This is a genomic window from Kitasatospora sp. cg17-2 (genome assembly GCF_054031055.1).
Map to the genome: position 1 here is coordinate 6,886,949 of NZ_CM132923.1, position 24,381 is coordinate 6,911,329.

19 protein-coding genes are annotated in these 24,381 nt (G+C 74.1%); 10 read left to right on the forward strand and 9 right to left on the reverse strand.

What is annotated here, in order from left to right:
- Positions 1-298: 298 nt before the first annotated feature.
- Positions 299-1,261: a hydroxymethylbilane synthase gene (gene hemC, locus ACW14Y_RS29045; protein ID WP_456983852.1), complete on the forward strand. Its 963-nt coding sequence runs from the start codon at positions 299-301 to the stop codon at positions 1,259-1,261.
- On the opposite strand, the gene ACW14Y_RS29050 is transcribed toward hemC, so the two are convergent.
- Positions 1,222-2,193: a hypothetical protein gene (locus ACW14Y_RS29050; RefSeq protein WP_380386974.1), complete on the reverse strand. Its 972-nt coding sequence runs from the start codon at positions 2,191-2,193 to the stop codon at positions 1,222-1,224. The two genes, hemC and ACW14Y_RS29050, sit on opposite strands and share 40 nt — an antisense overlap.
- A gap of 31 nt (positions 2,194-2,224) precedes the next feature.
- On the reverse strand, positions 2,225-2,749 hold the full coding sequence (locus ACW14Y_RS29055; RefSeq protein ID WP_456983854.1) for an ATP-binding protein: 525 nt from the start codon (positions 2,747-2,749) through the stop codon (positions 2,225-2,227).
- Positions 2,750-2,970: 221 nt separating this feature from the next.
- Here ACW14Y_RS29055 and ACW14Y_RS29060 point away from each other — a divergent pair, with 221 nt between their 5' ends.
- Together ACW14Y_RS29060 and ACW14Y_RS29065 are read left to right on the forward strand one after the other, a co-directional pair.
- A complete protein-coding gene (locus ACW14Y_RS29060; protein ID WP_380308871.1) occupies positions 2,971-4,245 on the forward strand; it encodes a helix-turn-helix domain-containing protein in 1,275 nt (424 codons plus the stop codon).
- A gap of 157 nt (positions 4,246-4,402) precedes the next feature.
- The gene (locus ACW14Y_RS29065) at positions 4,403-5,050 is read left to right on the forward strand and encodes a Uma2 family endonuclease (protein ID WP_456983856.1); all 648 of its coding nucleotides are present in this window, start codon (positions 4,403-4,405) and stop codon (positions 5,048-5,050) included.
- 255 nt (positions 5,051-5,305) lie between these two features.
- On the opposite strand, the gene ACW14Y_RS29070 is transcribed toward ACW14Y_RS29065, so the two are convergent.
- A complete protein-coding gene (locus ACW14Y_RS29070) occupies positions 5,306-6,640 on the reverse strand; it encodes an MFS transporter (protein WP_380392633.1) in 1,335 nt (444 codons plus the stop codon).
- A gap of 356 nt (positions 6,641-6,996) precedes the next feature.
- Here ACW14Y_RS29070 and ACW14Y_RS29075 point away from each other — a divergent pair, with 356 nt between their 5' ends.
- Positions 6,997-8,625 (forward strand): hypothetical protein, encoded by a 1,629-nt coding sequence (locus ACW14Y_RS29075; RefSeq protein WP_456983858.1) that lies wholly within the window; start codon positions 6,997-6,999, stop codon positions 8,623-8,625.
- Positions 8,626-8,673: 48 nt separating this feature from the next.
- On the opposite strand, the gene ACW14Y_RS29080 is transcribed toward ACW14Y_RS29075, so the two are convergent.
- Positions 8,674-9,120 carry a VOC family protein gene (locus ACW14Y_RS29080; protein ID WP_380308863.1) on the reverse strand — a complete coding sequence of 149 codons (447 nt, stop codon included), beginning with the start codon at positions 9,118-9,120 and terminating at the stop codon, positions 8,674-8,676.
- Positions 9,121-9,392: 272 nt separating this feature from the next.
- Between ACW14Y_RS29080 and ACW14Y_RS29085 the strand changes: the two genes are divergently transcribed.
- Entirely contained in the window at positions 9,393-10,583 is a 1,191-nt protein-coding gene (locus tag ACW14Y_RS29085; protein WP_380392637.1) for a hypothetical protein, read from the forward strand.
- 278 nt (positions 10,584-10,861) lie between these two features.
- The gene (locus tag ACW14Y_RS29090; RefSeq protein WP_380308860.1) at positions 10,862-12,346 is read left to right on the forward strand and encodes an alkaline phosphatase PhoX; all 1,485 of its coding nucleotides are present in this window, start codon (positions 10,862-10,864) and stop codon (positions 12,344-12,346) included.
- Between the two features lie 99 nt (positions 12,347-12,445).
- On the opposite strand, the gene ACW14Y_RS29095 is transcribed toward ACW14Y_RS29090, so the two are convergent.
- Positions 12,446-14,047 (reverse strand): PucR family transcriptional regulator, encoded by a 1,602-nt coding sequence (locus tag ACW14Y_RS29095; protein ID WP_380392639.1) that lies wholly within the window; start codon positions 14,045-14,047, stop codon positions 12,446-12,448.
- Between the two features lie 312 nt (positions 14,048-14,359).
- Between ACW14Y_RS29095 and pruA the strand changes: the two genes are divergently transcribed.
- The 3 genes from pruA (at position 14,360) to ACW14Y_RS29110 (ending at position 17,946) form a co-directional block, all read left to right on the forward strand.
- Positions 14,360-15,988 carry an L-glutamate gamma-semialdehyde dehydrogenase gene (gene pruA / locus ACW14Y_RS29100; RefSeq protein ID WP_380392641.1) on the forward strand — a complete coding sequence of 543 codons (1,629 nt, stop codon included), beginning with the start codon at positions 14,360-14,362 and terminating at the stop codon, positions 15,986-15,988.
- A gap of 147 nt (positions 15,989-16,135) precedes the next feature.
- Complete coding sequence (locus ACW14Y_RS29105) at positions 16,136-17,065, forward strand: proline dehydrogenase family protein (protein WP_328954647.1); 930 nt, start codon at positions 16,136-16,138, stop codon at positions 17,063-17,065.
- Between the two features lie 185 nt (positions 17,066-17,250).
- Positions 17,251-17,946 (forward strand): RraA family protein, encoded by a 696-nt coding sequence (locus ACW14Y_RS29110; RefSeq protein WP_456983860.1) that lies wholly within the window; start codon positions 17,251-17,253, stop codon positions 17,944-17,946.
- Between the two features lie 17 nt (positions 17,947-17,963).
- Here the strand turns inward: ACW14Y_RS29110 and ACW14Y_RS29115 are convergent, their stop codons facing one another.
- The 3 genes from ACW14Y_RS29115 to ACW14Y_RS29125 form a co-directional block, all read right to left on the reverse strand.
- Entirely contained in the window at positions 17,964-18,455 is a 492-nt protein-coding gene (locus ACW14Y_RS29115) for an N-acetyltransferase family protein (protein WP_456983862.1), read from the reverse strand.
- Positions 18,456-18,519: 64 nt separating this feature from the next.
- Positions 18,520-19,776, reverse strand: coding sequence for a TerD family protein (locus ACW14Y_RS29120; RefSeq protein ID WP_456983863.1), 1,257 nt, complete (start codon positions 19,774-19,776; stop codon positions 18,520-18,522).
- Positions 19,777-19,948: 172 nt separating this feature from the next.
- Entirely contained in the window at positions 19,949-21,454 is a 1,506-nt protein-coding gene (locus ACW14Y_RS29125) for a hypothetical protein (protein ID WP_456983864.1), read from the reverse strand.
- A gap of 462 nt (positions 21,455-21,916) precedes the next feature.
- Between ACW14Y_RS29125 and ACW14Y_RS29130 the strand changes: the two genes are divergently transcribed.
- On the forward strand, positions 21,917-22,420 hold the full coding sequence (locus ACW14Y_RS29130) for an SsgA family sporulation/cell division regulator (protein ID WP_266274146.1): 504 nt from the start codon (positions 21,917-21,919) through the stop codon (positions 22,418-22,420).
- Between the two features lie 154 nt (positions 22,421-22,574).
- Here the strand turns inward: ACW14Y_RS29130 and ACW14Y_RS29135 are convergent, their stop codons facing one another.
- Positions 22,575-24,095, reverse strand: a complete 1,521-nt coding sequence (locus ACW14Y_RS29135) for a GAF domain-containing protein (protein ID WP_456983867.1) — start codon at positions 24,093-24,095, stop codon at positions 22,575-22,577.
- Between the last annotated feature and the right edge of the window lie 286 nt (positions 24,096-24,381).

Here is a 24,381-nt window from a genome sequence, read left to right on the forward strand (position 1 = left end):
CCGGCCGATATTGAAGGACGCGCTGCACGCGGCCGTGCGCCGAGCTCACCCGCGTTGTCGGTCGTGACACCCGGCGGTCGAGCACGGCCGAGATCGCCCGCTCGTGGACGAAGCCGGTCCGGCCGGCGCGTTCAATCTGCGATGGCGTCGATCAGGTCGCGGGCGCCGATGCGGATCGTGCTGCGGTTGGGCGGCATTCGATCTCTCCAATCACGACTCCGACAAACCGTCGGAAAAAGGTGGGCCGGTGTTCGAGTAGCATCCGGTCAACATCTCTTCAGGTGCCGGGAGTTCGGGAATGCGGAAGCTGATTGTCGGATCGCGGGCCAGTCACCTCGCGCGAGCGCAGGTCAAGGAGTTCCTGGCGCCGCTGCGGGAGCGCTTCCCCGACGTCGAGTTCCGCCACCAGGTGATCCTCGAAGGCGGTGACCGGGACCGGAAGACGGCCTTGTCGCAGGTGTCGGCCCTGTCCGGTGGCTCCGCGTTCTCCACTGAGCAGGAAGCCGCGCTGGTGCGGGGCGAGGTGGACGTGATCGTCCACTCGCTGAAGGACCTGCCGACCAGCAGCCCGCCCGGCCTGGTGCTGCTGCCCCCGCCCGGCCGCGAGGACGTGCGGGACGCCCTGTGCGGCTCGACGCTGGCCGGCCTGCCGCAGGGCGCCCGGGTCGGCACCTCTGCGGCCCGCCGGATCGCCCAGTTGCTGCACGTCCGCCCGGACCTGGTCTTCGTGCCGATCCGCGGAAACGTGCCGCCTCGGCTGAACAAGCTCAAGACGATGAACCTCGACGGCGTCGTGCTGGCAGCGGCCGGGCTGGTGCGACTCGGTCTGGACGACGCGATCGGCGAGCTGCTGGGGCTGGACCAGTTCCCCCCGAGCCCCGGCCAGGGGGCGCTCGGGATTCAGATCCGCGAGGACAACGGGCTGGCTCAAGAGATCCTGGCCGACACCGGCGACCCGGTGGTGGACGCGGAGGTTCGGGCCGAGCGTGCGATGCTCGGCGAGCTGCACGGCGGGTGCTCGGTGCCGGTCGGTGCCTACGCGAAGGCCGACGGCGAGACGCTGTCGCTGCACGCGCAGGTCACCTCCCTGGACGGGACGAAGCAGGTCGAGGCCCGCTTCTCCGGCCCCGTCTCGGAGCCGGAGAAGTTGGGCATCCAGGTGGCCGGCATTCTCCTGGGCCAGGGCGCCGAGGCGATCCTGTCGGAGATTCGCCCGGCCGCTCAGCCAGTCAGCAGCCGCGCGAGGTCGGCAGCGGCATAGGTGATGATCCGCTCGGCGCCCGAGCGCTTGAGCATCGTGAACAGCTCCAGCAACGGACGGAAGTCCCGCCGCCCGGTGCCCGGATCGACGGGCGCGAGCCGGGTGTACTCGCCGGAGACGGAGAACGGCATCAGCGGCGCCGACGTCTTCTGCTTGAGGGTGGTGAGCACGTCCACCGAGAGCATCCCCGGCTCCAGCAGCAGCATGTCCGCCCCCTCGCCGACGAAGGCGAGGCCGGTGTCCACCGCGGTCTCCGGCTGGCGCGGGCTGATCTGGAACGGCCGGTGGACACCGGAAGCGGGGGTGGCTCGCATGGTGACCCGGTAGCCCTCGTAGAGGGCGGAGTCGAAGATCAGGTGCGGCATGGTCGCCACGTCGCGGTGGCCGTTCTCGTCCAGAGCCGCTCGCACGCAGGCGGTGGTGCCCCGGATCATCGCGGCCGGTCCCACGATGTCGGCGCCGGCTCGGGCCTGGAGGACGGCCTGGGCGGCGATCATCGCCGCTGTGCGGTCCAGGTCGATTCGGCCACTGCTGGTCAGGTGGCACTCGCCGGTGTCGGTGTGGCCGCACAGGCAGTTCTCGGTCATCACCGCGATGCCCGGTTCGGCGCCCTTGGCGGCGTGGATGGCTCGGACCATCAGGCTGTCCGGTGCGACGGCGCCGGACGCCCCGGCGTCGCGGTGCAAGCTGTTGGCGAACACCTTCACCGAGCGGATCCCCAGGGCGGCGAGGTCTCGCACCGTCTGCGGGATCTCGGCCACCGTGACGGTCGGCATCGGCCGGTCGGAGTCCTCGCTGTCCTCGCGGACGAGCAGGACCATCGACAGGTCGGCCGCTGTGAGCGACGGGCCGTCCAGGAAGCTGCGGACGGCGGCCCGGCCGTGGAGCCGGGCGGTGTCCGTGAGCGCGGCGTGGTGCTGGGTGGTGGTCATGTCGTCCTCTCGATCGCTACGGGCGCCCGGGTCAGCGGGCGCGGGAGGCAGCCGGGGCGGGCGGGTGTATCGGTGGGCGGCGCGGGCCGGACAGGCGGCGGGCCACCGCGCGGGCCGCCCGGCGGGGGTGGACGAGTAGCCGACGCCGGGTGAGCGGCTGCTCGGGCAGGGAGACCTCGGCCCAGACCTTCTTGCCCCGTGCGGTGTGCTCGGCCCCGTGGCTGAGGGCCAGGCGCTCGATCAGGAACATGCCCCGGCCGGTCTCCTCGTCCGGGCCGGACACCTGGTGGCGGGGCAGGTCCTGCGAGCCGTCGTAGACCTCGATGATCAGGCGCCGCAGGTCGAGGTTGGCGCGCACCCCGACGGTGAGCATCGCTCCGGTGGTGTGTCGCACCGCATTGGTGACGAGTTCCGAGATCACGGTGTTCATGGCCAGGCTGCTGTCGTCGTCCGTGCGGACGCCCCACTGTTCGATCAGCCGTCCGAGCCGCTGGCGGCTGATGGGGGCGGAGGCGGGGTCGCGGACCAGGAAGAAGCTGCTGCTGCACACGCGCATGTCGAAGGAACCCTTCGGGGCGTCAGAACGGAGCTGGGGGCTTGGGGGTGCCATGCGGAGGGAAGAACGGATCTCGCCCGGCCGTCCGCTTGACTGGTACACAGTCAACTACGTTCCGTAGTGCAACCGGTGGTGCCGGCAGGGGGTGCATTTCTCGCACGGGGGGCCGCTTCGGGGGGCCAGGATCGGGCACCAGTCAGTCAAAGGCTTGGGGGACCGGCATGATGGCACCGAACGGCATCGGCGCCGCGCTGAGGCGGATCCGGGAGACTGCCGAACTCACCCGCGAGGAGCAGGCCCTGCTCTTGCAGGACGCTCAAGGCGGTACGTGGTTCGACCCGGAGAACCTGAAGCGCTGGGAGACCGAGCGGCGCCTGCCGACCCCGAGGTGGCACCAGCTGCTGGCCGACGGGTACGGGCTCTCGGTGGAGGAGGTCGCCCGAGCGGTGGCCGCCTCGCGGCGCTGGCGCAAGCTCCACCAGCAGCCGGTCGACGACGGAGGAGAGGAGGGTGCGGCGGTGAATCGACGACAGTTTCTCGGCGCGGCGGCACTGGCGACAGGGGTCGCCGCGCTGCCCGGCATCGCGGAGGCACGACAGGGGATCGACGCCGGCCTGTCCGGCTCCGACGCCGGCGATCTCGCCTACCTCGACGGGGCGTTCGAACGCCATCGCGGCGGCTATCGCGGTCGGGCACCGGGCGTCGTGCTGGCTCAGATGCGCCAGGACCTCGGCCTCCTGCAAGCCGTCCTCAGCCGCCCGCACCCTGCCGGTACCCGCACCGACCTGGCCCGCACCGCAGCCGGGATCACCGGACTGGTCGCGATCATCCAGCACGACCGAGGCGACCAGCGCGACTCCCACGGCTGGTTCGCCACCGCCGAGAAGGCTGCCCGCGAATCCGGCGACCAGCACATGCTCGCCTGGGTCCTGGCCCGGCATGCGATGGTCCCGCTCAACTACGGCGCCCCGAACGCCGCCGCGAACCTGGCGATCAGCGCCCGCCGTGAGGCAGGCCGAACCCCCACGGCCGCCGCGGCCCTGGCCGCCGCCGTCACCGCGCGCGCCCTGGCCTCCATCGGTGACGACCGAGGAGCCCTCCGTGCGGTCGCGGACGCCCGCAACATCGCCGAACACCTCACCACCGCGCAGGCCGCCGACACCTGGTTCGGCTACCCGCTCCAGAAGCACCACGTCCACCTGTCCCAGGCGTTCACGCTGATGGGCCGCACCCGTGAAGCAAACGCCGAACAGGAAGCAGCCCTCGCCCTCACCAAATCGCCGTCCGTCATGACCAGGGCCCTGCTGACCATGGACGCCGCGACCTGCCTGAGCATGGACGGCGACCCGGTCGCGGCCGCTGACATGGCCGTTGGGGTTTGGCAGCAGCTCCCGGCGGGGTTCCGGGACGGGCTGGTCCGCTCCCGCGCCGAGGCCCTTCACCGCACCCTCGCCGGATCGGCTCACACACGGCTCGGAGAGGCCCTGGTTGGTTGAGGCGGCTCGGACGTAGCGGGGGTGGGGTCCGGAATTCGATCAGCCGCCGACTGGGTAGAACGGCCGAAGGTCAATCCGCTGCCTCCCAAGCCGCTCCTTCGGGGGAAATGGCTTGAGGAAACTGCTCTGTCCGGGACCGGGCGGCCAGGCTGGGGGCATGTCGTCCGTTGTTGCCACCGGGCAGTGGGTCCTGCCCGAGTCGCCGTATGCGCTCTGGGTCCGGGGCGAACTCGACGGGCATCTCGGGCTGCCTGAGCGGCTCCGGGTAGAAGTAATCAGTGGAGAGTTCGTTGTGACACCGTATCCACCGGTGGTTCACGCCCTCATCCTTTCTGACCTGCATGAGTGGCTGTTCCGCGCCGAGTCCAGGGACGAAGGCTTCCCGTGGCAGGTGTTGCAGCACGTTGGTGTCGATCTTGCCGAAGTCGGGGACGGCTACTGTTCCGACCTCGTTCTGGTGAGCGCTGAGGCGGATCTGCTGGAAAACGCGGAGGACCGGTATCTCCGCCCGGACGAGATCAGCCTGGTCGCCGAGGTCACGGCGTATCCCGGCGCACACAACGACCGGAGCCCTGTGTCCGGCAAGCCCACCAAGTGGAGCGGATACGCGCGGAATGGGGTGCCCTACTACCTGCTGGTGGATCGGGATCCGCGGCAGTCGGGCATCACCTTGTTCGGCGAGCCGAACAGGGCTGAGGCTGCGTACCGAACACTGGGCGAGTGGAAGTTCGGCGAGGCCGTTCGGCTGCCGGGGCCGTTCGACGTCGAGATCGACACCGGTGCCTGGAAGCCCTGGAGCGAGTAGGCGTGGTGGAACGCCGCCGCCCGCCTGAGTACCTCGCCGCCCTGCTGCGTCCGCGCCTGCGCGCCGCTTGGCGGCGCGCGGGCGGGGCTGGGGCGGGCGCCCGCCGCTGGGCGGGTGGGGGGTGGACGGTGGGGAACGGTGGGAGAGCTCTCCAGCGAAGCGGGTGATGCGCGGGTGTTCACCCGATGTGCGGAAACGCCGCTGCCCGGGACTTCGGCGGAAGTCCCGGGCAGCGGCGTTCGGTGTGCGTGGCGGTCAGGCCGCCGGCTTGGGCTTGCGGGCGACGGCGACGGCCAGGGCGGCGCAGAGGGTGGCCGCGAGGACGGCGAAGCCGCTGACGGCGGGGAGCAGGCCGTAGGACTGGACGAGGGCGCCGACGGCGACGATGGGGAGGGAGGAGCCGAGGTAGACGATGACCCAGAGGGAGGAGAGCTCGGAGCCCCTCCGTTCGGGGTTCATCGCGCCGACGGCGGTGGTGAACAGGGAGCGGAAGGCGATGCCCTGGCAGGCGCCGCCGAGGACGCTGCCGATGAAGAGCAGCGCCGGGGTGCCGGTGTACCCGGCGGTGACGACCAGGGCCAGGCCGGTGGCCAGGCCGGTCATGCCGAGCGCGATGACGACGCGGTCGGCGGTCGGCGGGACGAGCAGCTGGGCCAGCGCCGAGGAGCCGAGCAGCAGGGCCGCGACCACGGCGCCGATCAGCTTGGAGTCGGTGTGCAGCAGCTTGGTGGCGAAGGCCGGGGCCAGGCTGAGGTAGACGCCGAAGACCGCGTAGGAGATGAACCCGGCCATGGCGGCGAGCAGGAACTCGCGGCGGCCGGTGCGCGGCAGCCGCAGGCGCTGCGGGAGCAGGTGGGCCGGGGTGGTGATCCGGGGCGGGTCGGCCGGCGGGCGGTTGCGGCCGGGCATCCGCGGGTGGACCAGGGCCAGCGGCACGCAGAGCGCCAGCAGGGCGATGGCGTGCAGCAGGAACGGGCTGAGCAGCGGGTCGGCGCCCCCGGCCAGCAGGGCGCCCACCACGGGGCCGAGTGCGACGCCGCCCGCCGAACACGCCAGGGTGATCTTGGCGGCCAGGGTCGGCCGGTCGGGCAGCAGGTCGCCCAGGGCGGCACCGGCGGCGCCGGTGGTCAGGCCGACGGCTATGCCCTGGACGGCGCGGCCGGCGGCGAGCTGCCAGAAGCTGCCCGAGGTGGCGAACACGACGTCGCCGACGGCGGACAGCGCCACGGCGGGCAGGATCAGGGCGCGGCGGCCCAGGTGGTCGGACCAGTGGCCGACCACGGCCAGCACCGGGACGAGTGCGAACACGTAGATCGCGAAGAGGACGGTGGTGTCCAGCGCGGTCAGGTGCAGCTGTTGCTGGAGCAGTGAGTAGATCGGCGTCGCCAGATTGGCGCCGATCAGCATGAGGAGCAGCGCGCCGGCGACGAGGCCGACGCGGACACCGCGCAGCGCGTTCCAGCGGCTGATCGCGGCGAGCCGGAGCTGGGCGCGGGGCGCGAGCTCCAGGGGAAGCAGGGCCTCCGACAGTCGGCGTCCGTCGAGCTGCGCGGTGCGCAGGCCGGAGCCGGCGGGGGAGAGGTCCGCCATGGCAGGGGTCTCCTGTGGCCGGGCACCACGCGGGTCGGCGGGGTGTGCCGGCGCGCCCGTCCTGGGCGCTGTGGTGGTGGCCTCGGTGCGGGCTCCCTGGTGGTGCAGGTGAGCGAGAGCGGGGCTACGTTGCCCGTCGGTGCGCGCGGGGTTGTGCGCGGTACCGACTTCGAAGGATAAGGGGTGGGCGCGCGCGCGGCGCGCGCCCCTGGAGGCCGGGCGTCGGGGGTGCCCGGCCTATACGCTGAGGTAGTGGGCCGGTACGCGGAGGTGATCTCCGCGGCCCCGGCCCGGCTGACCGTTCGGTGCAGCCCGATGGTGCTCGGTGAAGCTCGGTGTAGGGAGAACGCGCAACGATGGCCGCACGACGTCGCAGGAACGCCGGCCCCTCGGCGGCGGGGACCCCGGGCGAGGGCGCGGTGCTGCCCGCCGACCTGGAGCTGCAGGATCTGTACGGCGCGTTCGCCGCGCACGGACTGGACGACGAGGACCTCGACGACGCGGCGGTGCTGGTGCCGCCGGTCCGGCTGCCGGCCGAACCGGAGCTGGCCGCGCTGGCGAAGGCCGTCCCGATGTTCGACTGGGCGCTGCGGCTGTCCCGCTGGGCGGCCCCGCACCGGGCGGTGGACGAGTTCGGCGACCTCACCGCCCCGGACCGGGTCCCGGCCGCCCGGCTGCTCGGCCTCGCCCCCGAGGAGGGGGAGGCCCCGGAGGAGGCGGTGGTCGAGGCGATGCGCGCCTGGTCGCTGGCCTGCGACCTGGACCTCGTCGAGATCGGCACCACGGCGGCCGGTGAGCACGTCGCCGTCCCGGGCCCGGACCTGGAGCCGGCCGAGGAGGGCGACCCCGAGACCGTCCTGGAGCTGTGGCTGACGGCCGCCGGCATCGTCCGCGAGCTGGCGGTGGAGGCGGACTCCCAGGACCTGGAGCGGGAGGACGACGGGGACGCCGAGGCGGAGGAGGACGAGGAGGGCCTGGGCGAGGTCGAGGACGCCCGGGACGAGGCCGCCGAGCTGCTCGACGAGGCGCTGCAGGTGCTGTACGAGACCACGGCCTTCGCCGAGCCGGGCACCGAGACGGTGCCGCTGGGCGTGCTGGCGGCGCTGCTGGTCGTCCCCGAGGGCGAGGAGCCGAGCGACGAGCTGCTGGGCGACATCACCGATGTGATGGTGGCCCTGGACCCGATGCTCGCCGACCTCTCCGAGCTGGGCCTGCTGGACTACCGGCCGATCGACCCCGAGCTCTTCGACGAGGAGGAGGGCGAGGAGACCGCCGGGGCCGGCCCGGACGGCGGGCCGGCGGAGCTGGACGAGGCGGAGTCGGCCCGGTTCGGGCTGGTCCGGCTCACCCCGCTCGGCCAGTACGGGATCCGCCAGTGGCTGCTGGAGGACGGCTACGACGCGCCGCTGGTCGGCGATCTGGCCCGGGGGGACGCCGCCGAGCTGCTCCGCGGGGTCAGCGAGGCCGCCAATGTGCTGCCCGAGGAGGAGCTGAACGTCTGGATCGAGGGGCGGGACCCGGTGGCGGCGGCGCGCGAGCTGCTGGAGGCGGCGCGCGGCAACGACGCGTACGCCCCGATGCGGCGGATGCTCTGCCACTCGGCGCTGACCCTGCTCGGCGCGCCCGCCGAACCGGCCGTGCGGGAGGTGCTGGGCGATCCGGAGCTGGGCGGCGGCGCGGCGGCCTGGCTGGTCGCGCTCGGCGCGGCGGACGTGCCCGCGCCGGACCGCGCGACGGCGCTGTGGACGGTCGTCGACGCCTTCGCGGCCCAGCTGCTGGACACCGGCGGCGATCCGGACCAGCTGCGCGAGCTGGTGGCGGAGCTGCCGGTGACGGAGGAGCCGGCGGACTACCTCGGTGAGCTGTGGCGGGTCGAGCACCCGTACACGGCGGACGTGCTGGAGGCGGTCGGCGAGATGCACCCGGACCGGGCGGTGGCGAAGGAGGCCCGCAAGGCGGCGTTCAAGGCGCGCTCCAAGGGCTGAGGCGGCGAGCCCCCGCCCCCGCCGGTGCCCGGTGCGGCGGGTGGGGGCTCAGCGGGGCAGGTCGAGCGAGCCGTCCTCGGTGAACGGGAAGAACGGGTTGTGGGCCAGCTCCCAGAGGTGGCCGTCCGGGTCCTCGAAGTAGCAGGAGTAGCCGCCCCAGCCGGTCGGTGCCGGCGGCTTGACCACCCCGGCGCCGGCCTCCACGGCCGTCGCCAGCGCGGCGTCGACCAGGGCCGGGGACTCCAGGTTCACCGCGAGGGTGACGCCCCGGAAGGCCGGCTCGCCCGCGGACGGCACGCCCGCGTCGGCGGCCAGCTCGTCGTGCGGGTAGAGGCCGAGCACCGAGTCGGCGGTGCGGAACCAGACGATCTCCGGGCTGGAGGCGGCGGACCGGTGCCAGCCGAGCGCCTCGTAGAAGCGGGCGCTGCGGTCGAGGTCGGTCACGCCGAGGGTGACGATGCTGAGCCGGGCCGGGAAGTCCGTGGTTGCTGTCATGCCGCCAGCGTAGGGAGGGGGACCGACAGCGGCGCCCCGGGCAGGGCCGTCCGGCGGGACGGGGACGGGCCGGGACGGTGCGGGGTCGGACGGGACGGGAAGGTGCGGATCGGCCGGGTGCGCAAAGGGCCTGATGACCCGGCAGGTCGGGCCACGTATCGTTGCCGGGGTCTACGGCACGGCGGGAACGGCGAGGACAGGGGGTGCGGCGCGGGATGACGCGGGCGAGCGGAGGCGGTCGGAGCGGTCGGTACGGGGACGGTGCGGGCACGGTGGACCCGTGCGGCCGCCCGGGGGACTGTCCGCGCGAGTGCCGGGTCGGTGACCTGGAGGAGTTCCTCGGCGGTCAGGAGGACCTCGCCCGCCGGACCCTCGACGCGGCCGACTTCCCGTTGTACGGCGTGGTCCCCGCGGCCGGACCGGGCGGTCCCGTCGCGCTGGTCGCGTTCGGCGGCGGCGCGGATCCCGTTCCCGGCTGGGTCGAGGTCGGCACCGGCGACTGGACCTCGGCGGCCGGCCCCTACGTCACCGTTCGCACCCACCGGCCGGGCGCCGACCGGTACGAGCCGCTGCCCGAGCTGGAGGACGTGGTCGAGGACGAGCGCGACCGGGTCTACGAGCAGCTCGGCGTCGACGAGGGCGACACCCCGGGCCGGGTCAGGGCGCTGCGCGAGTGGATCACCGTCGACGGCCGGGCGCACGCCGTCGAGGTGCACGAGGACCGGCGCGGCCTGTGGTCCGGCACGCCGCTGCCCGGCTGCTGCCCGATGGGCGGCGCCGAGCCGGTCTGGGCGGGCCGGTTCCGGGTGGACGGGCTGACCGTGACGGTCTGCGGGCGCGGGGTGCCGCCGGGCGGCGTGGAGCTGGCCCGGATCCAGGACCCCGAGAGCTGTCTGCGCGGCCGTACCGCGCTGCTGCGCGAGCTGGCCGGCCGGCGCGGCCGGTGCCTGCCGGTGGAGCGGCGCGAGCTGGCCCCGGTCAGCGGTCTGGAGGCGCACCGGGAGGTGATCGCGCACGGCATCAGCGAGGCCGCCGCGGTCGAGGCCCGGCTGCGCTCCGGGCGGCCGCCGCGGCCGCTGCGGGGGGCGCGCGCGGAGGCGGGCGCGCTGCGGTGGGAGTCGGCGGTGCGCCAGCAGATGCGGCTCGGCTCGGAGACCAGGGCGGAGGCGGCGGAGGCGGTGGCCGCGCTGGTCGAGCAGCTCCGGCGGCTCTCCCAGCTGACGCACTGGGTGGTGGGTACGCCGGAGGGCGACGCCGCGGTCGAGGAGTCGATCCGGTACTCGGTGTTCGCCAGCGAGGTGGCGAGCCTGCCGGCGCAGCGGGCCTGGCAGCGGGTGCGGAGCGGGGAGCAACTGCGGAGCGGGGAGTGGGGGGAGAGCGGGGAACAGGGGGAGCAGCGGATGGCCGAGCAGCTGTGGCTGGCGGCCTGGGAGCAGTGGCGGGTGGCGCGGGCCGGCCGCTGAGGCGGCCGGGCGGCGGGCCCGGTTGAACAGTGACCCTCCCGGGGGCCGAACGGGGGGTGGCCGGGGCCCGGCCGGTGGTGTGACCTGTGGGGACATGGCAAAAGTTGAGTCATGGGTTCGAATACGGTCGGCAAATGGCCGCTCTGACGCGGTGTCCCCTTTACCGGGCGTTCACCGGACGGGCGGAGTCTGCTGGGCGTCGACGACCATTCTCGACACCTCGCACGCCGCGCACCGGGTCCGCCCGGTCGGCTCCCCAGCCTTCAGGAGTGACTGCCATGTCGCTGTCCCGTCGGGACTTCGTCAACCGTTCCACCCTCGTCGGGGCCGGCGTACTGATCGCCGGCAGCGCGGAGGCCCTGGCCACCGCCCCGGGTGCGATCGCAGCTCCGGTCGGTGGCGAGGCTCCGGCCGCCGAGGCCGCCGAGGCCGAGCGCCTCGCGGTGGGCTACGGCCCGCTGGTCGCCGACACCCAGGGCGGCCTGCTCGCCCTGCCCAAGGGCTTCAAGTACAAGGTCGTGAACCGCGCCGGCGTCACCAAGCTGCGCACCGGTGAGTTCACCCCGAGCAACCACGACGGCACCTCGGCGTTCGAGGACGAGCGCGGCGGCAACCTGCTGGTCGTCAACCACGAGCTGGGCGGCGCCCGCGCCAACTGGCCCAACCCGGTCCCGCTGACCGAGGGCCACGTCTACGACCCGGGCGCGGCCGGCGGCTGCACCATCGTGCACGCCAAGGCCAACGGCACGGTCGAGCAGTGGGTCGGCATCGCCGGCACCGCCACCAACTGCGCCGGTGGCGTCACCCCGTGGGGCACCTGGCTGTCCGGCGAGGAGACCGAGGACAAGGCCGGCAAGAACGGCTTCACCAAGGACCACGGCTACATCTTCGAGGTCGACCCGTTCGACGACGACTACAACCGCGACCCGCAGCCGGTGAAGGCCTTCGGCCGCTACGCCCACGAGGCCGTCGTCGTCGACCCGAAGCGCGGCCACGTCTTCCTGACCGAGGATGCCTCGAACCCCAACGGCCTGCTCTTCCGCTGGACCCCGCCGGCCGGCTTCAAGCACGGCCGCTACCAGCTGCGCAAGCTCGCCGCCGACGCCGGTGTGCTGGAGGCCTTCAAGGTCTTCGACGCCCAGGGCAAGTTCATCGACGACCTGTCCCGCGCCACCAAGGTCGGCACCACCTACGGCGTGGACTGGGTCAAGGTCCAGGACCGCGACGCCAAGACCGTCTCCGTCCGCAAGCAGTTCAAGGACGGCGAGGTCACCCGCGCCCGCAAGCTGGAGGGCATGTGGTGGGGTGACGGCGGCTTCTACTTCGTCTCCAGCTTCGCCCGCTCGGAGAGCCCGCTGCAGCACGACGGCCAGGTCTGGTTCTACAGCCCGGTCCGCCGCACCATCACCCTGAAGGTCCTGCTGGGCGTCAACACCGACGTCTGGGGCGACCACGACAACTTCGACGGCCCGGACAACATCACCGTCTCGCCCTACGGCGGCATCGTGATCGCCGAGGACGGCGAGGGTGTCTCGCACCTGTTCGGCGCCACCGAGGACGGCCTGACCTTCCCGATCGCCCGCAACGAGCTGAACATCGGCACCGCCGAGAAGCCCGAGTTCAGCGAGTTCACCGGCGTCACCTTCTCGGACGACGGCAAGACCCTCTTCGCCAACATCCAGACCCCGGGCATCCAGCTGGCCATCACCGGCCCGTGGCACCGCCTGAACGAGCACAAGCGCGGCCAGGGCTACGGCCAGTGAGCTGACCGCGAGTGAGTGATCGGGGCCCGCTTCGGCGGGCCCCTTTCGCGTGCCCGGGAACGTACGGGCCCCGGGGCCGACCGCGGAGGGCGTGCGCCGTCAGGAGTCGGTCGGCAGCCGCAGCTGGAGCATCGCCAGCAGCCGCTGCTGCGGCTGCGCCAGGTCGATCCCGGTCAGCTGCTCGGCCCGGCGGACCCGGTACCGCAGGGTGTTCGGGTGGATGTGCAGGGCGTCCGCCGCGACCCGGACCTCGCCCAGCGCGTCCAGCCAGGCCAGCACCGACTCGGCGAGCCTGGTCCCGTGCCGGCGGTCGTAGGAGGTCAGCGCGGTGAGCCTGGGGTCGCGCAGGCCGCCGCGCTCCTGGAGCAGCGCCAGCACCTCGCTGACCAGCACCTCCGCCTGGACGTCGATCAGCGCCGCGACCTCCAGGTCGACGCCGCCCCGGCCCATCGCGTCCAGGATCCGGTCCGCCTGCGCGCGCGAGTCGGGCACCTGGGCGAGGCCCTCCACGGTCGAACCGAGCGCCGCCCGCAGCGGGACGCCCAGATGGTCCCTGGCCGCCTCGACCACCTCCTGCGCCCAGCCGCGCACGGTGGCCATCGGCAGATTGGCGGGCAGGTCGGGCAGCAGCACGTACACCCGGGACTCGATCGGCGCGAGCAGCGCGGCCCGGTGCCGGGCCGCCGTGTGCACCGAGATGAGGCCGGTCACCTCGGCCCTGGTGAGCTGCTCGGTGGTGCCCGCGCTGTACGCCAGCACGGTGGCCGGGCGCCGCACGTCGAGGCCGAGGTGGGTGGCCAGCGACTGCGGGCCGGTGGAGCCCTCCAGCAGGCCGGTGACCAGGGTCCGGGTGAGCCGGACGTCCGCGGACAGCTCCCGGCGGCGGCGCACCAGCTGGGCCGCGGCGACCCGGGCCGCGCCGACCAGCGCCTGTTCGGCCAGCGGCGCGAGCGGCCGGGAGCCCTCCTGCACCCAGATGGTGCCGAGCGGCTGCGCGCCGGTCCTGATGCCGATCGCGAGCCGGCGGCGCAGGCCGAGCTCCGGGTGCGGGTCGACCGCGATCACGGTGTCCGAGGTGCGCAGGTGCTGGAAGACGCCCCACTCGCGGAGCTTGGAGAGGTACGGCTCGGGGCCCTGCCAGCCGAGGATGGAGAGCCGGCGCAGGTCGTCGACCTCGTCGGAGTCGGAGGAGCGCGAGTAGGCGAGCACCCGGCTGGAGGTGTCCTCGATCGAGACGATGCCGTTGGTGAGCACGGCGACGGTCTGGGCGAGCGAGAACAGGTCGCCGGCGTTGTGCTCGGGGGAGCCGGGCGCGTCCGGGGTGTCCGGGCCGGCGATGATCGCCCGGGCCAGTGAGTCGAGGTGCTCCCAGCGGGTCTCCCGGCGCACCGAGAGCAGCGCCACGCCGGCCTCGGTGGCCGCCTCGCGCAGCGCGTCGGCCTGGCCGGGGGCATCGAGTTTGACGGCGACCGCGGCGGCCCCGGCCCGGCCGGCCGCGCGCAGCGCCGGGAGGGCGGCCCGGCCCCGGGCGCCGATGGCGAGCACGAGCTCGCCCGGGGCGGCGGTGGGCGGGTCCTCGGGGTCGAGGATGGCCACGTCGCGGACCGGGACGTCGAGGCCGTGCGGGGCGGTCTGGAGCTCGACCAGCGGCTCGCCCAGGGACATCAGCAGCTGCCGGAGCGGGAGGCCGGGGGTGGTCATCGGGCCTCCTCAAGGGTGTCCGACGGGTGGGGCGGGGGCGCCCGCCGGGGCAGTCGCGGGGGCGGCCGGTGGCGGGTCGGTGGCGGGGCGGGAGTGAGCCGGGAGTGGGGCGGAGGTGGGACGGGAGTGGCCGGCGGGTGGCCGAAGGGTGGCTTTCGTCCGAATCCTTCATCCGGTCGGACAACGCCGTCCGGATGATTTTAGCCGTCCGGCCAATCAAGCGGGCCCTGATGCAGGAATAGCGTTCGTCATGTGGCCGTCGTGCGATCCGCGTCGGCATCCCCCGCAAGGAACGAAGGAGAGCGTGCGCTCATGGATGCTGTGACCCAGGTCCCCGCGCCGGTGAACGAGCCGGTCCACAGCTACGCCCCCGGCAGCCCGGAACGGGCCCGCCTGGAGGCGAAGCTGAAGGAGCTGGGCGGCCAGGAGCCGGTCCAGCTGACCATGACGATCAACGGTGAGCGCCGCATGGGCGGCGGCACCGAGTTCCACGTCGTCCAGCCGCACAACCACGCGGCGAGGCTCGGAACCCTGCGCAACGCCACCCAGGCGGACGCGCAGGAGGCCATCGACACTGCCCTGGCCGCGGCCCCGGCCTGGCAGGCGCTCTCCTTCGACTCCCGCGCCGCGATCTTCCTGCGCGCCGCCGACCTGCTGGCCGGCCCCTGGCGCGAGACCCTGGCCGCCGCCACCATGCTCGGCCAGTCCAAGACCGCGCAGCAGGCCGAGATCGACACCCCCTGCGAGCTGGTCGACTTCCTGCGCTTCAACGTGCACTTCGCCCGCCAGATCATGGCCGAGCAGCCGATCTCCTCGGACGGCGTGTGGAACCGCAGCGACCACCGCCCGCTGGAGGGCTTCGTCTACGCGATCACCCCGTTCAACTTCACCGCCATCGCCGGCAACCTGCCGACCGCGCCGGCGCTGATGGGCAACGTGGTGCTGTGGAAGCCCTCGCCGACCCAGCAGTTCTCCGCGCACCTGCTGATGCAGCTGCTGGAGGCGGCCGGCCTGCCCAAGGGCGTCATCAACATGGTGACCGGCGACGGCCTGGACGTCTCCGCCGTCGCGCTGAAGCACCCGGCGCTGGCCGGCATCCACTTCACCGGCTCCACCGCCACCTTCCAGCACCTGTGGCGCGAGGTCGGCACCAACATCTCCGGCTACCGCACCTACCCGCGGATCGTCGGCGAGACCGGCGGCAAGGACTTCCTGGTCGCCCACCCGTCCGCCGACCGGGCCGTGCTGAAGACCGCCATGACCCGCGGCGCCTTCGAGTTCCAGGGCCAGAAGTGTTCGGCGCTCTCCCGTGCCTACGTCCCGGCCTCGATCTGGGCCGAGCTGAAGGACGAGTTCCGCGCCGAGGTCGACGGCCTGACCATGGGCGACGTCACCGACCTGTCGAACTTCATGTCCGCCGTCATCGACGACCGCGCCTTCGCCAAGAACAAGGCCGCGATCGACCGCGCCCAGGCCGACCCGCAGGTCGAGGTCCTGGCCGGCGGCACCTACGACGACAGCGTGGGCTGGTTCGTCCGGCCGACCGTGCTGGTCTGCCAGGACCCGGCCTCGGAGTACTTCCGCGACGAGTACTTCGGCCCGGTCCTCGCCGTGTACGTCTACGAGGACGACAAGTACGACGAGATGCTGACCCAGATGGAGTCGGTCTCGGACTACGCCCTGACCGGCGCGATCATCTCGCAGGACCGCGAGGCCGTTCAGCACGCGATGCTCAAGCTGCGCAACGCGGCCGGCAACTTCTACATCAACGACAAGCCGACCGGCGCGGTCGTCGGCCAGCAGCCGTTCGGCGGCGCCCGTGCCTCGGGCACCAACGACAAGGCCGGCGCCAAGCAGAACCTCGCGCGGTGGACCTCGACCCGCTCGGTCAAGGAGACCTTCGTCCCGCCGACGGACTACCGCTACCCGCACATGGGCTGACCGTCCCACCGGGACCCGTTCGCGGTCCCCTGACGCCCCCGGCCCCGCAGCCGGGCGGCGTCCCCACGGGCGGCGAGCCCACCACCCCCCTGGGCTCGCCGCCCGTCCTTTCTGCCACCCCAAGAAACACTCGCTCCAGGAGTCACGATGCTCCGTTCCGCCCTCCTCGCCGCCTCCCGCTCGGCCCAGGTCCGCACCGTCGTCGAGAAGTTCCCGCCGACCCACGCGATAGTCGAGCGCTTCGTCGCCGGCGAGGCCCTCGACGACGCCGTCACCGCCTGCGACGACCTCGTCGCGACCGGCCGCAAGGTCACCCTGGACCACCTCGGCGAGGACACCCGCGACGCCGCCCAGGCCGCCGGCACCGCCGAGGCCTACGAGCACCTGCTCAAGGCGCTCAAGGAGACCGGCCTGGCCGCCGGCGCCGAGGTCTCGGTCAAGCTCTCGGCCGTCGGCCAGTTCCTCCCGGTGGACGGCGAGAAGATCGCCCTGGAGAACGCCCGCCGCATCTGCGAGGCCGCCGCCGACGCCGGCACCACGGTGACCCTCGACATGGAGGACCACACCACCACCGACTCCACCCTCGCCATCGCCCGCGAGCTGCGCCAGGACTTCCCCTGGCTGGGCGTCGTGCTCCAGGCCTACCTGCGCCGCACCGAGGCCGACTGCCGCGAGTTCTCCGGCCCCGGCTCCCGGGTGCGCCTGTGCAAGGGCGCCTACAAGGAGCCCGAGTCGGTCGCCTTCCAGGGCAAGCACCAGGTCGACCTCGCGTACGTCCGCGCGCTCAAGGTCCTGATGGCCGGCGAGGGCTACCCGATGATCGCCTCGCACGACCCCAACATGATCAAGATCGCCGGCCAGCTGGCCCAGTGGAACGGCCGCAAGCGGGACTCCTTCGAGTACCAGATGCTCTTCGGCATCCGCCCCGAGGAGCAGCTCCGCCTCGCCGGCGAGGGCAACACCATGCGCGTGTACCTCCCGTACGGCGAGGAGTGGTACGGCTACTTCATGCGCCGCCTCGCCGAGCGCCCGGCCAACCTCACCTTCTTCCTGCGCGCCATGGCCACCCGCGGCTGACCCCCGCGGCACCCGCCCGGCCCGGGTCCCCCTTCCGCGATGGGGGGACCCGGGCCGTCGTGCGTCCGGGGGTGCCCCGTGCGAGGGCTGGGCCGGGTGTGGCGGGATTTCACTCGATGGGGGGAGGGGGGATCGGCGTAGGATCTTCGTGCTGGTGAACTCTGGCGTGCGAGCGAGGAGTTGGCATGGTGCTGAAGCGGTTCGCGGAGCTGTCCACGCCGTTGGTGGCGGATGCGTGCATGCGGGTGGGGGTGGGGTTGCGGGTGGCGCCGGCCGGGGTGGTGGGGGTGGTGCCGGGGGGCCGGGTCGCCGGGCGGGTGCTGCCGGTGCGGCACTACGGGAGTGTGGACGTGTTCCTGGAGGCGTACGGCGCGGCCGAGCCGGGGGACGTGCTGGTGATCGACAACGGCGGGCGGACCGACGAGGCGTGCGTCGGGGACCTCGCGGTGCTGGAGGCGCGGGCCGCCGGGATCGCCGGGGTGGTGGTGTGGGGGCTGCACCGGGACACGCCGGAGCTGGTGGAGATCGGGCTGCCGGTGTTCAGCTACGGCAGTCTGCCGCTCGGGCCGCTGCGGCTGGACGGGCGGGAGCCGGAGGCGCTGGCCACGGCGAGGTTCGGGCCGCACCTGGTGAGCGCGGCGGACGCGGTGTTCGCGGACGCGGACGGCGTGCTGTTCGTGCCGGGCGCGCGGCTGGACGAGGTGCTGGAGACGGCGGCCGGGATCGCCCGGACCGAGCGGGCGCAGGCGGAGCGGATCAGCTCCGGCGACACGCTGCGGCGGCAGACGTCGTTCGACGAGTTCCTGGAGCGCCGGGCCGCCGACCCGGGGTACAGCTTCCGGCAGCACCTGCGGCGGGTCGGCGGGGCGATCGAGGAGTAGGCGGAGGCCCGGGGGCCTCAGAGCGCCAGATGCATGACGTGCAGGGCGACGTAGCCGTCCACCGGGTGGTGGAAGGCCTCCGGGACGGTGCCGACGACGGTGAAGCCGAGCGACTCGTAGAGCTTCACCGCGTGCTTGTTGGACGCGACCACGGCGTTGAACTGGATCGCGCGGTAGCCGGACCGGCGGGCCCAGTCGATGCTGTCGAGGACGAGCGCCCGGCCGATGCCCCGGCCGCCGTGCGCCGGGTCCACCATGTAGCTGGCGCTGGCGACGTGGCCGCCGTTGCCCATCTGGTTGCGGTTCGTCTTGGCGGTGCCGAGCACCGCGCCGGTGGCCTCGTCGACGGCGACCACGGTGCGGTACGGCTCGGGCAGCAGCCACCACTCCCGGCCCTGCTCGAACCCGAGGTCGAGCGGGTAGGTGAAGGTCTCGCCGGCGGCGACGATGGACTGGAAGAACGGCCAGATGCCCGGCCAGTCCTCGGTGGTGGCTTCCCTGATCAGCATCCGGACATGATGCGCGGCGGGCGGCGGGAGGTCCAGTCGTTTTCTCCCGCCGCCCGACCGGTCGTCAGAGCATCGAGGAGGCCGGCTTGACCATCGCGCGGGCGGTCTTGGCGTCGACGTACTCGCCGATCGCGGTCATCACCCATTCGCCCGAGTACTGGCGGACCAGCTTGCACATCACCACGCCGGTGCGGGCCTCGGACTGGGTGAGGTCGAAGCGGACCAACTCCTGGTTGGTACCGGCGTCGACCAGTCGGCAGTAGGCGTTCTTGACCTCGGTGAACTTCTGGCCGGAGAAGGAGTTCACCACGAACACCAGGCCGCACACCTCCGGCGGCAGGCCGTCGAGGTGGACGGTGATCGACTCGTCGTCACCGCCGCCCTCGCCGGTCAGGTTGTCGCCCGAGTGGGTGATCGCGCCGTTGAAGATGCCCAGCTTCATGAACCAGGCGGTGTCCAGCTTCTCGCGCTTGGCGTCGAAGGCGAGGCAGGAGGCGTCGAGGTCGATGTTGCGGCCGCGGCCGGCGGGCTCCCAGCCGAGGCCCATCCGGATCGAGGAGAGGAAGGGCTTGCCGTTCTTCTCCAGCGAGACCGAGCCGCCCTTGGTGAGGCTGACCCGGCCCTTGTCCAGGGTGACCTTGGTGAGGGAGGGCGCGGTCGCCGCGGCGGGCGGGGCCGGGGGCATCGGGGGCGCGCCCTGCGGCATCGGCGGGGCCGAGGCCATGGCGAGCCGGGGGTCGACCGGACCGGCGGCCGGCGGCGGGGTGGGCGCGGCGGGGGCCGGGGCGGGCGCGGGCGGCGCCACCGGGGCGGGCGGCTCCTCGACCGAGACGCCGAAGTCGGTGGCGATGCCGGCCAGGCCGTTCGCGTAGCCCTGGCCGACCGCGCGGACCTTCCAGGCGCCGTTGCGCTGGTAGACCTCGACCACGATCAGCGCGGTCTCCCGGCCGAGCGCCGGCGAGGTGAAGGTGACCAGCACCTCGCCGCTGGCGGCGTCGCGGACGGTCGCGGTCGGCTCGATGCCCGCGAAGGTGGCGCCGGCCTCGTCGGGGCTGGCGGTCACCACGATCTTGCTGATCCCGGCCGGGACGGCGGCGGTGTCGACGATGATGGCGTCCGGGCTGCCCGCGGCGGCCGGGCGGTGCGTCACCCCGGGGCCGTTGGGGGCGTTGTAGAAGACGAAGTCGTCGTCCGAACGGACCTTGCCGGCATCGGTCAGCAGCAGGCCCGAGACGTCCAGCGCCTTGGGTGCGGTGACCTCGACGGTCACCCGCGCGGCGGTCAACGGGGCGTTGCCGCCTTGGGTCAGGACCGTGGACACGAACTCCTCCTGGGAATGACGTGGTGCGGGGCCGGCCCCGGCGGTGGGGCGGCTGTGCCGACTGGCGACCACAGTAACGAACGAGGTCGGCCGGATGAGCCCGAACGGGCCGCTGACCTGTCGGGTTGTCCGACCGGAGCGGACGGGCGCGCCCGGGCCGGATCGGGGCCGCTCAGCGGGCGGGTACGGGTGTGGGTGTGGGTGCGGACGCCGATGCCGGTACCGGTGCTGACGTCGGCGCTGCGGGACCGGGACCGCGACCGGGCCGGGCGTCGGTGCCGTTCGGTGCCGCGAAGGTGCCGAGGGCGGCGACGGCGCGCGGCCGGTCGATCCCGAAGGCGCCGGCCTTCCAGGACTCGGTGGTCCGGGGCGCGGCGCGGCGCGGTGCGGGCGGCCGGACGCCGAGCACGGCGAAGGTGTACCGGCCAGGGCGGACGTCGGTGCCGGCCGGGGTGGTGAAGCGGTACACCGCCGCGCCGCGCTCCTGGTGGGCGGTGATCACGGCGCCGGCCAGGTCCGTCCAGACGGTGCCGGCCCCGGGGGCCAGCGCGCCCGGGGCGAGCCGGAACTCGGCCTGGAGCGCGGTGAGCGGCTCGGTGACGGTCAGTGCGAGCAGGTGGCGGGTCCCGTCGCGACCGAGCTGCTGGACCAGGGCCGCGCCGGTGAGCGCCAGGTCGTCGGCGCTGTCGGTGCCGGTGTCGCCCTTGACGCCCTTCCCACCCTTGTCGCCGGTGCCGGTGGTGCCCCCGGTGCCGGTGGTGCCGCCCTTCTCGCCGACCGGGTCGGTGCCGGTGCCGCTGCCGGGGTCGGTGAGGGTCTCGCCGGTCCAGGCGGGCGGGGGCGGCGTCGGGGTGCCCGGGGCGGGGGCGAGCGGGCGGGGCGCGGTCGGTGAGGGGGAGGGCGCGGGGGTGGCCGGGGCCGTCGCGGTGGGCGCCGGCTCCTCGGCGGGTCGGTCGGCGGTCGACCGGTCGGCGTTGCGGGAGGCGAGCTGCTCCTCGGCGGGCTGACCGGCGGCGAGGGTGTCCTGGCCGCCGCCGGCGGTGCCCGTACCGGTACCGGTGCCTCCCCCGGCGGGTTCGCCGGTCACGCCGTGCCGGGGCGGCGGGCCCTCGGCGAGCGGTACGCCGGTGGGGGAGCCGCCGCGGGGCGCGGCCGGGGTGGTGGACCTCGGGCCGGGGGTGGCCCCCGGGGCCCGGGGACCGGTGGTCGGGCCGCTCGGGTCGTCCGGATCGTTCGGCCTGTCGGCGTCGGCGGGCCGGTCGGGACCGGTCCGGCCGGGCAGGGGGACGGCCGGGGTGGCCGGGGCACGGCCCGCGGTGGCGGCCGAGGCGTCGGCCTCCTGGTCGGCCGTGGTGCCGGAGGCAGGCCCGGAAGTGCGGCCGGAGGCGGTGCCCGAGCCGCTGTCGGGGCTGACGGCCGGGCTGGGCGGCGGGGCGCTGGAGCCGACCCGGGCGACCCCGGCGCGGCGGCCCACGCCCTGCTGCTCGTTGAGTAGCAGCGTGGTGGCGATGCTGATGCCCACGACGGTGGACATCGCCATCGCGGCGCCGGAGAACCGCAGGGTGGGCAGTCGCAGGCGGCCGCCGAACGGGCCGGGCCGTCCGTGCCGGCCGTGCCTGGTGCGGTAACGGTCGTGCGGGTACGCCGCGTCCTGCCCGGTGTCCTCGGACGGACCCACCGGACCCCTCCCTCCCCTGAAGTCACCGTTGCGGTCGCGGCATTCTCCCACGTACCGACGGCGGTGCCGGTGCCGCCGACCGGGCGGACGGCCGCCGGCCGGTCCTGGGACGGCCGGTCCGACCGGGATCCGGTCGGGGAGCGTCGTCCGGGACGCGTCCGGGCCCGGCCCGAGTGCCCCCCGGGGCCGCGCGTGCGGAGTCCGCCGGGTGCGCGCGCGGGCGTGCGCCGGCAGGGGGTCGAGCGTAGCAGCGGGTACCCGGGTGCTGGCCAGAGCCCGGACCGAATGGATCAAATCCGTGGACAACCCTTTGACCAGCGGAAGTTGACGGTCCGTCTGACAAGGGCGGTAAGGGACCCCGGTCGCGTTCGGGGATTATTGCAACCCCCTTGCAACCCTTGCCGGTGTGTCGCGCGGTGGCGCAGTCTGGAGGGCATTCCACGCCGTCCCGGAGAGACCGTCATGCCGCCCGACCCGCTGCCAGCACCCTCCAGTGCCCCTCTCGCCGCTACCCCCACGGGCGGCGAAGAGGCAGGCTCCACCGCCGCTCCGGCGGCGGTGGAGGAGGTGCTGTCCCTGCGGATCTCGCTGGGCGAGGAGGTGGTCGGAGAGGTCCGTACGCGGTTCCGGTTCGACGCCGCGCGCCCGTACGAGGTGCTGCTGACGTTCCATTTGGGGCGGCCGGACGAGGCCGACTGGGTGTTCTCGCGCGAACTGCTGCGCGACGGCCTGCGCTCGTTGAGCGGTCAGGGCGACGTCAAGCTGTGGCCGGCCTACTGTCCGTGCCACGGCTCGACGTTGCACCTGGCGCTGGAATCCCCGCACGGCAGCGCCCTGCTGGAGGTCTCCAAGCCGAAGGTCCGGGCCTGGCTGGACCGGACGTACGCGCTGGTCTCGGAGGAGGCGGAGCGGGCCCACGGGCCGAGCGACGCCGAGCTGACCGAGCTGCTGTCCGGCGGCCGCTGAGCCCGGAGCGGGTGACCCGGGCCGACGGACGGTGCCCGCCCGGGCGGACGGCTCCCGGACGGACGGCTCCCGGGCGGACGGCTCCCGCCGGGAGGGACGGCGCCCGGGCCGGTGGCGCGTGCAGGCCGGTGGCGCGTGCAGGCCGGTGGCGCGTTCAGGGCGGTGGCAGCGCGACCCGGCCGGTTCGCGGACCCGGCAGCTGGCCCGGTAAGGGCGGGGGGCCGGGGAGTCGGACGGTGCCGCCGGCCAGTCCCGCGCGGAGCCTGCGCACGGCCGGGCCCGAGGAGGACGGCAGCAGGTCGTAGGGGTCCTCCGGTCCGGCCACACTGACCAGGACCGATTCGGCGAAGCGGTACGGCCGGTGGGCCAGCAGGCCGCCCAGGTGGCGGCGGAGCCGGGACAGCTCGGCCCGCACCGTCACCGTCCTGGCCGGGTCCCCGAACAGCGCGTCGGCCAGCTGGGCCGCGCTGAGGCCGTTCCGTTCGGTGGCGAGCAGGAGCAGCAGTTCGGCGTGGCGGGGGCTGAGCGCGTGCGACCAGCTGCCGGCCGCGCCGTGCACCGACAGCGCCGGGCTGCCCGGCCGGCGCAGGTCGAGCCGGACCCGGGCGCCCTCGGCCTGTTCGGCGAGCAGTCCGCCGAGGCCGCCGAGCCCGTCGCGGGCCGCGGGGCCGCCGGGTCCGTCGGGGCCGCCGAGGTCGTCGGGGTCCCCGGCCGGGGCCGGAACGGTGCTGCGGAGCGGGACGGGGCGGACCAGCCAGCCGTCGGCGAGCGGCTCGATCACGCACTCGCCCAGGCTGGGCAGCCAGTGCACGGCGGTGGCGCTCCAGCCCTCGGCGGGCAGTCGCAGCCGGGCCGGTGGCGGCAGGCCGGCCGCGGCGGCCGTCCAGCCGGCCGCGTCGACGACCAGGGCGGGCCCGTTCACCCGGGCCAGCATCGGGGCGGCGAGGGTGCGCAGGTGGTGCAGTGATTCGAGGCGGCGGGCGCGCAGCTCGGTCTCGGCGAGCTTGGCGGCGGTGGCGGTCAGCTGGAGCAGGTAGGGGCGGACGGAGTGGGCCGGGCCGCTGAGGTTGATGGCGCCGATCAGCCGGCCGGTGCCGGGGTCGTGCACGGGGGCGGCGACGCACGTCCAGGAGTGGTGGCTGCGCAGGTAGTGCTCGGCGGAGTGGACCTGCATCGGGCGCTGGGCGCGCAGGGCGGCGGCGATCCCGTTGGTGCCGACGCTCTCCTCGATCCACCGGGCGCCGGTGAGGAAGCCGATCCGGTCGGCGCTGCGGCGCAGGCCGCGCTCGCCCTCCTGCCAGAGGATGTGGCCGTCCGCGTCGGCGATGGCGAGGATCAGCGGCGGCTGGCCGGACTGTTCGAGCAGGGTGCCGCGCAGGACGGGGAGCAGCGGGTCGAGGCCGCTGGTGCGGCGGCGGTGCTCGATCTCGGCGGGGCCGAGGTGGACGGCGGCGGCGCCCGCGTCCGGGTCGAGGCCGAGGCGGCGCAGGCGCTCCCAGGAGTCGCCGATCTCGGGGCGGGGCTGGGACAGGGGCGGGTCGTCGGGGGTGGTGTCGCGGGCGGCGGCGCGGGCGGCGGCCTCGGCGAGGGCGCGCTCGTGGACCTTGGCGAGCTCCGCCGCGGTCTGCGGCGTACGACGTTCGGGTCGTCGGGTCTGCCGTCCTGGCTGCCGCACTCGGTTCGCTCCTCGCCGCCGTCCGAGGGCGCGCCGGGGCCGACGCGCTGACGAAAGAGTACGGGCGCCACCCGTTCCTGGGGATGGGGTCTGCCAACTCGGAATACCCGACGGTATGCGAGTGGACATGCCAATGACCGGGAGTGTCCGACCGGGGGTGGGGAGGGGTGTGACGAGGGGCCGGGAGCCATGGGCAGGCGCCCGGTTCCGGGGCGGTCGGGGCGGGCGGCCGCAAGCGGGCGCGCGGGGCCTGCGGGGTGCGCGCCCGGCGCACGGGTGCGTGGCA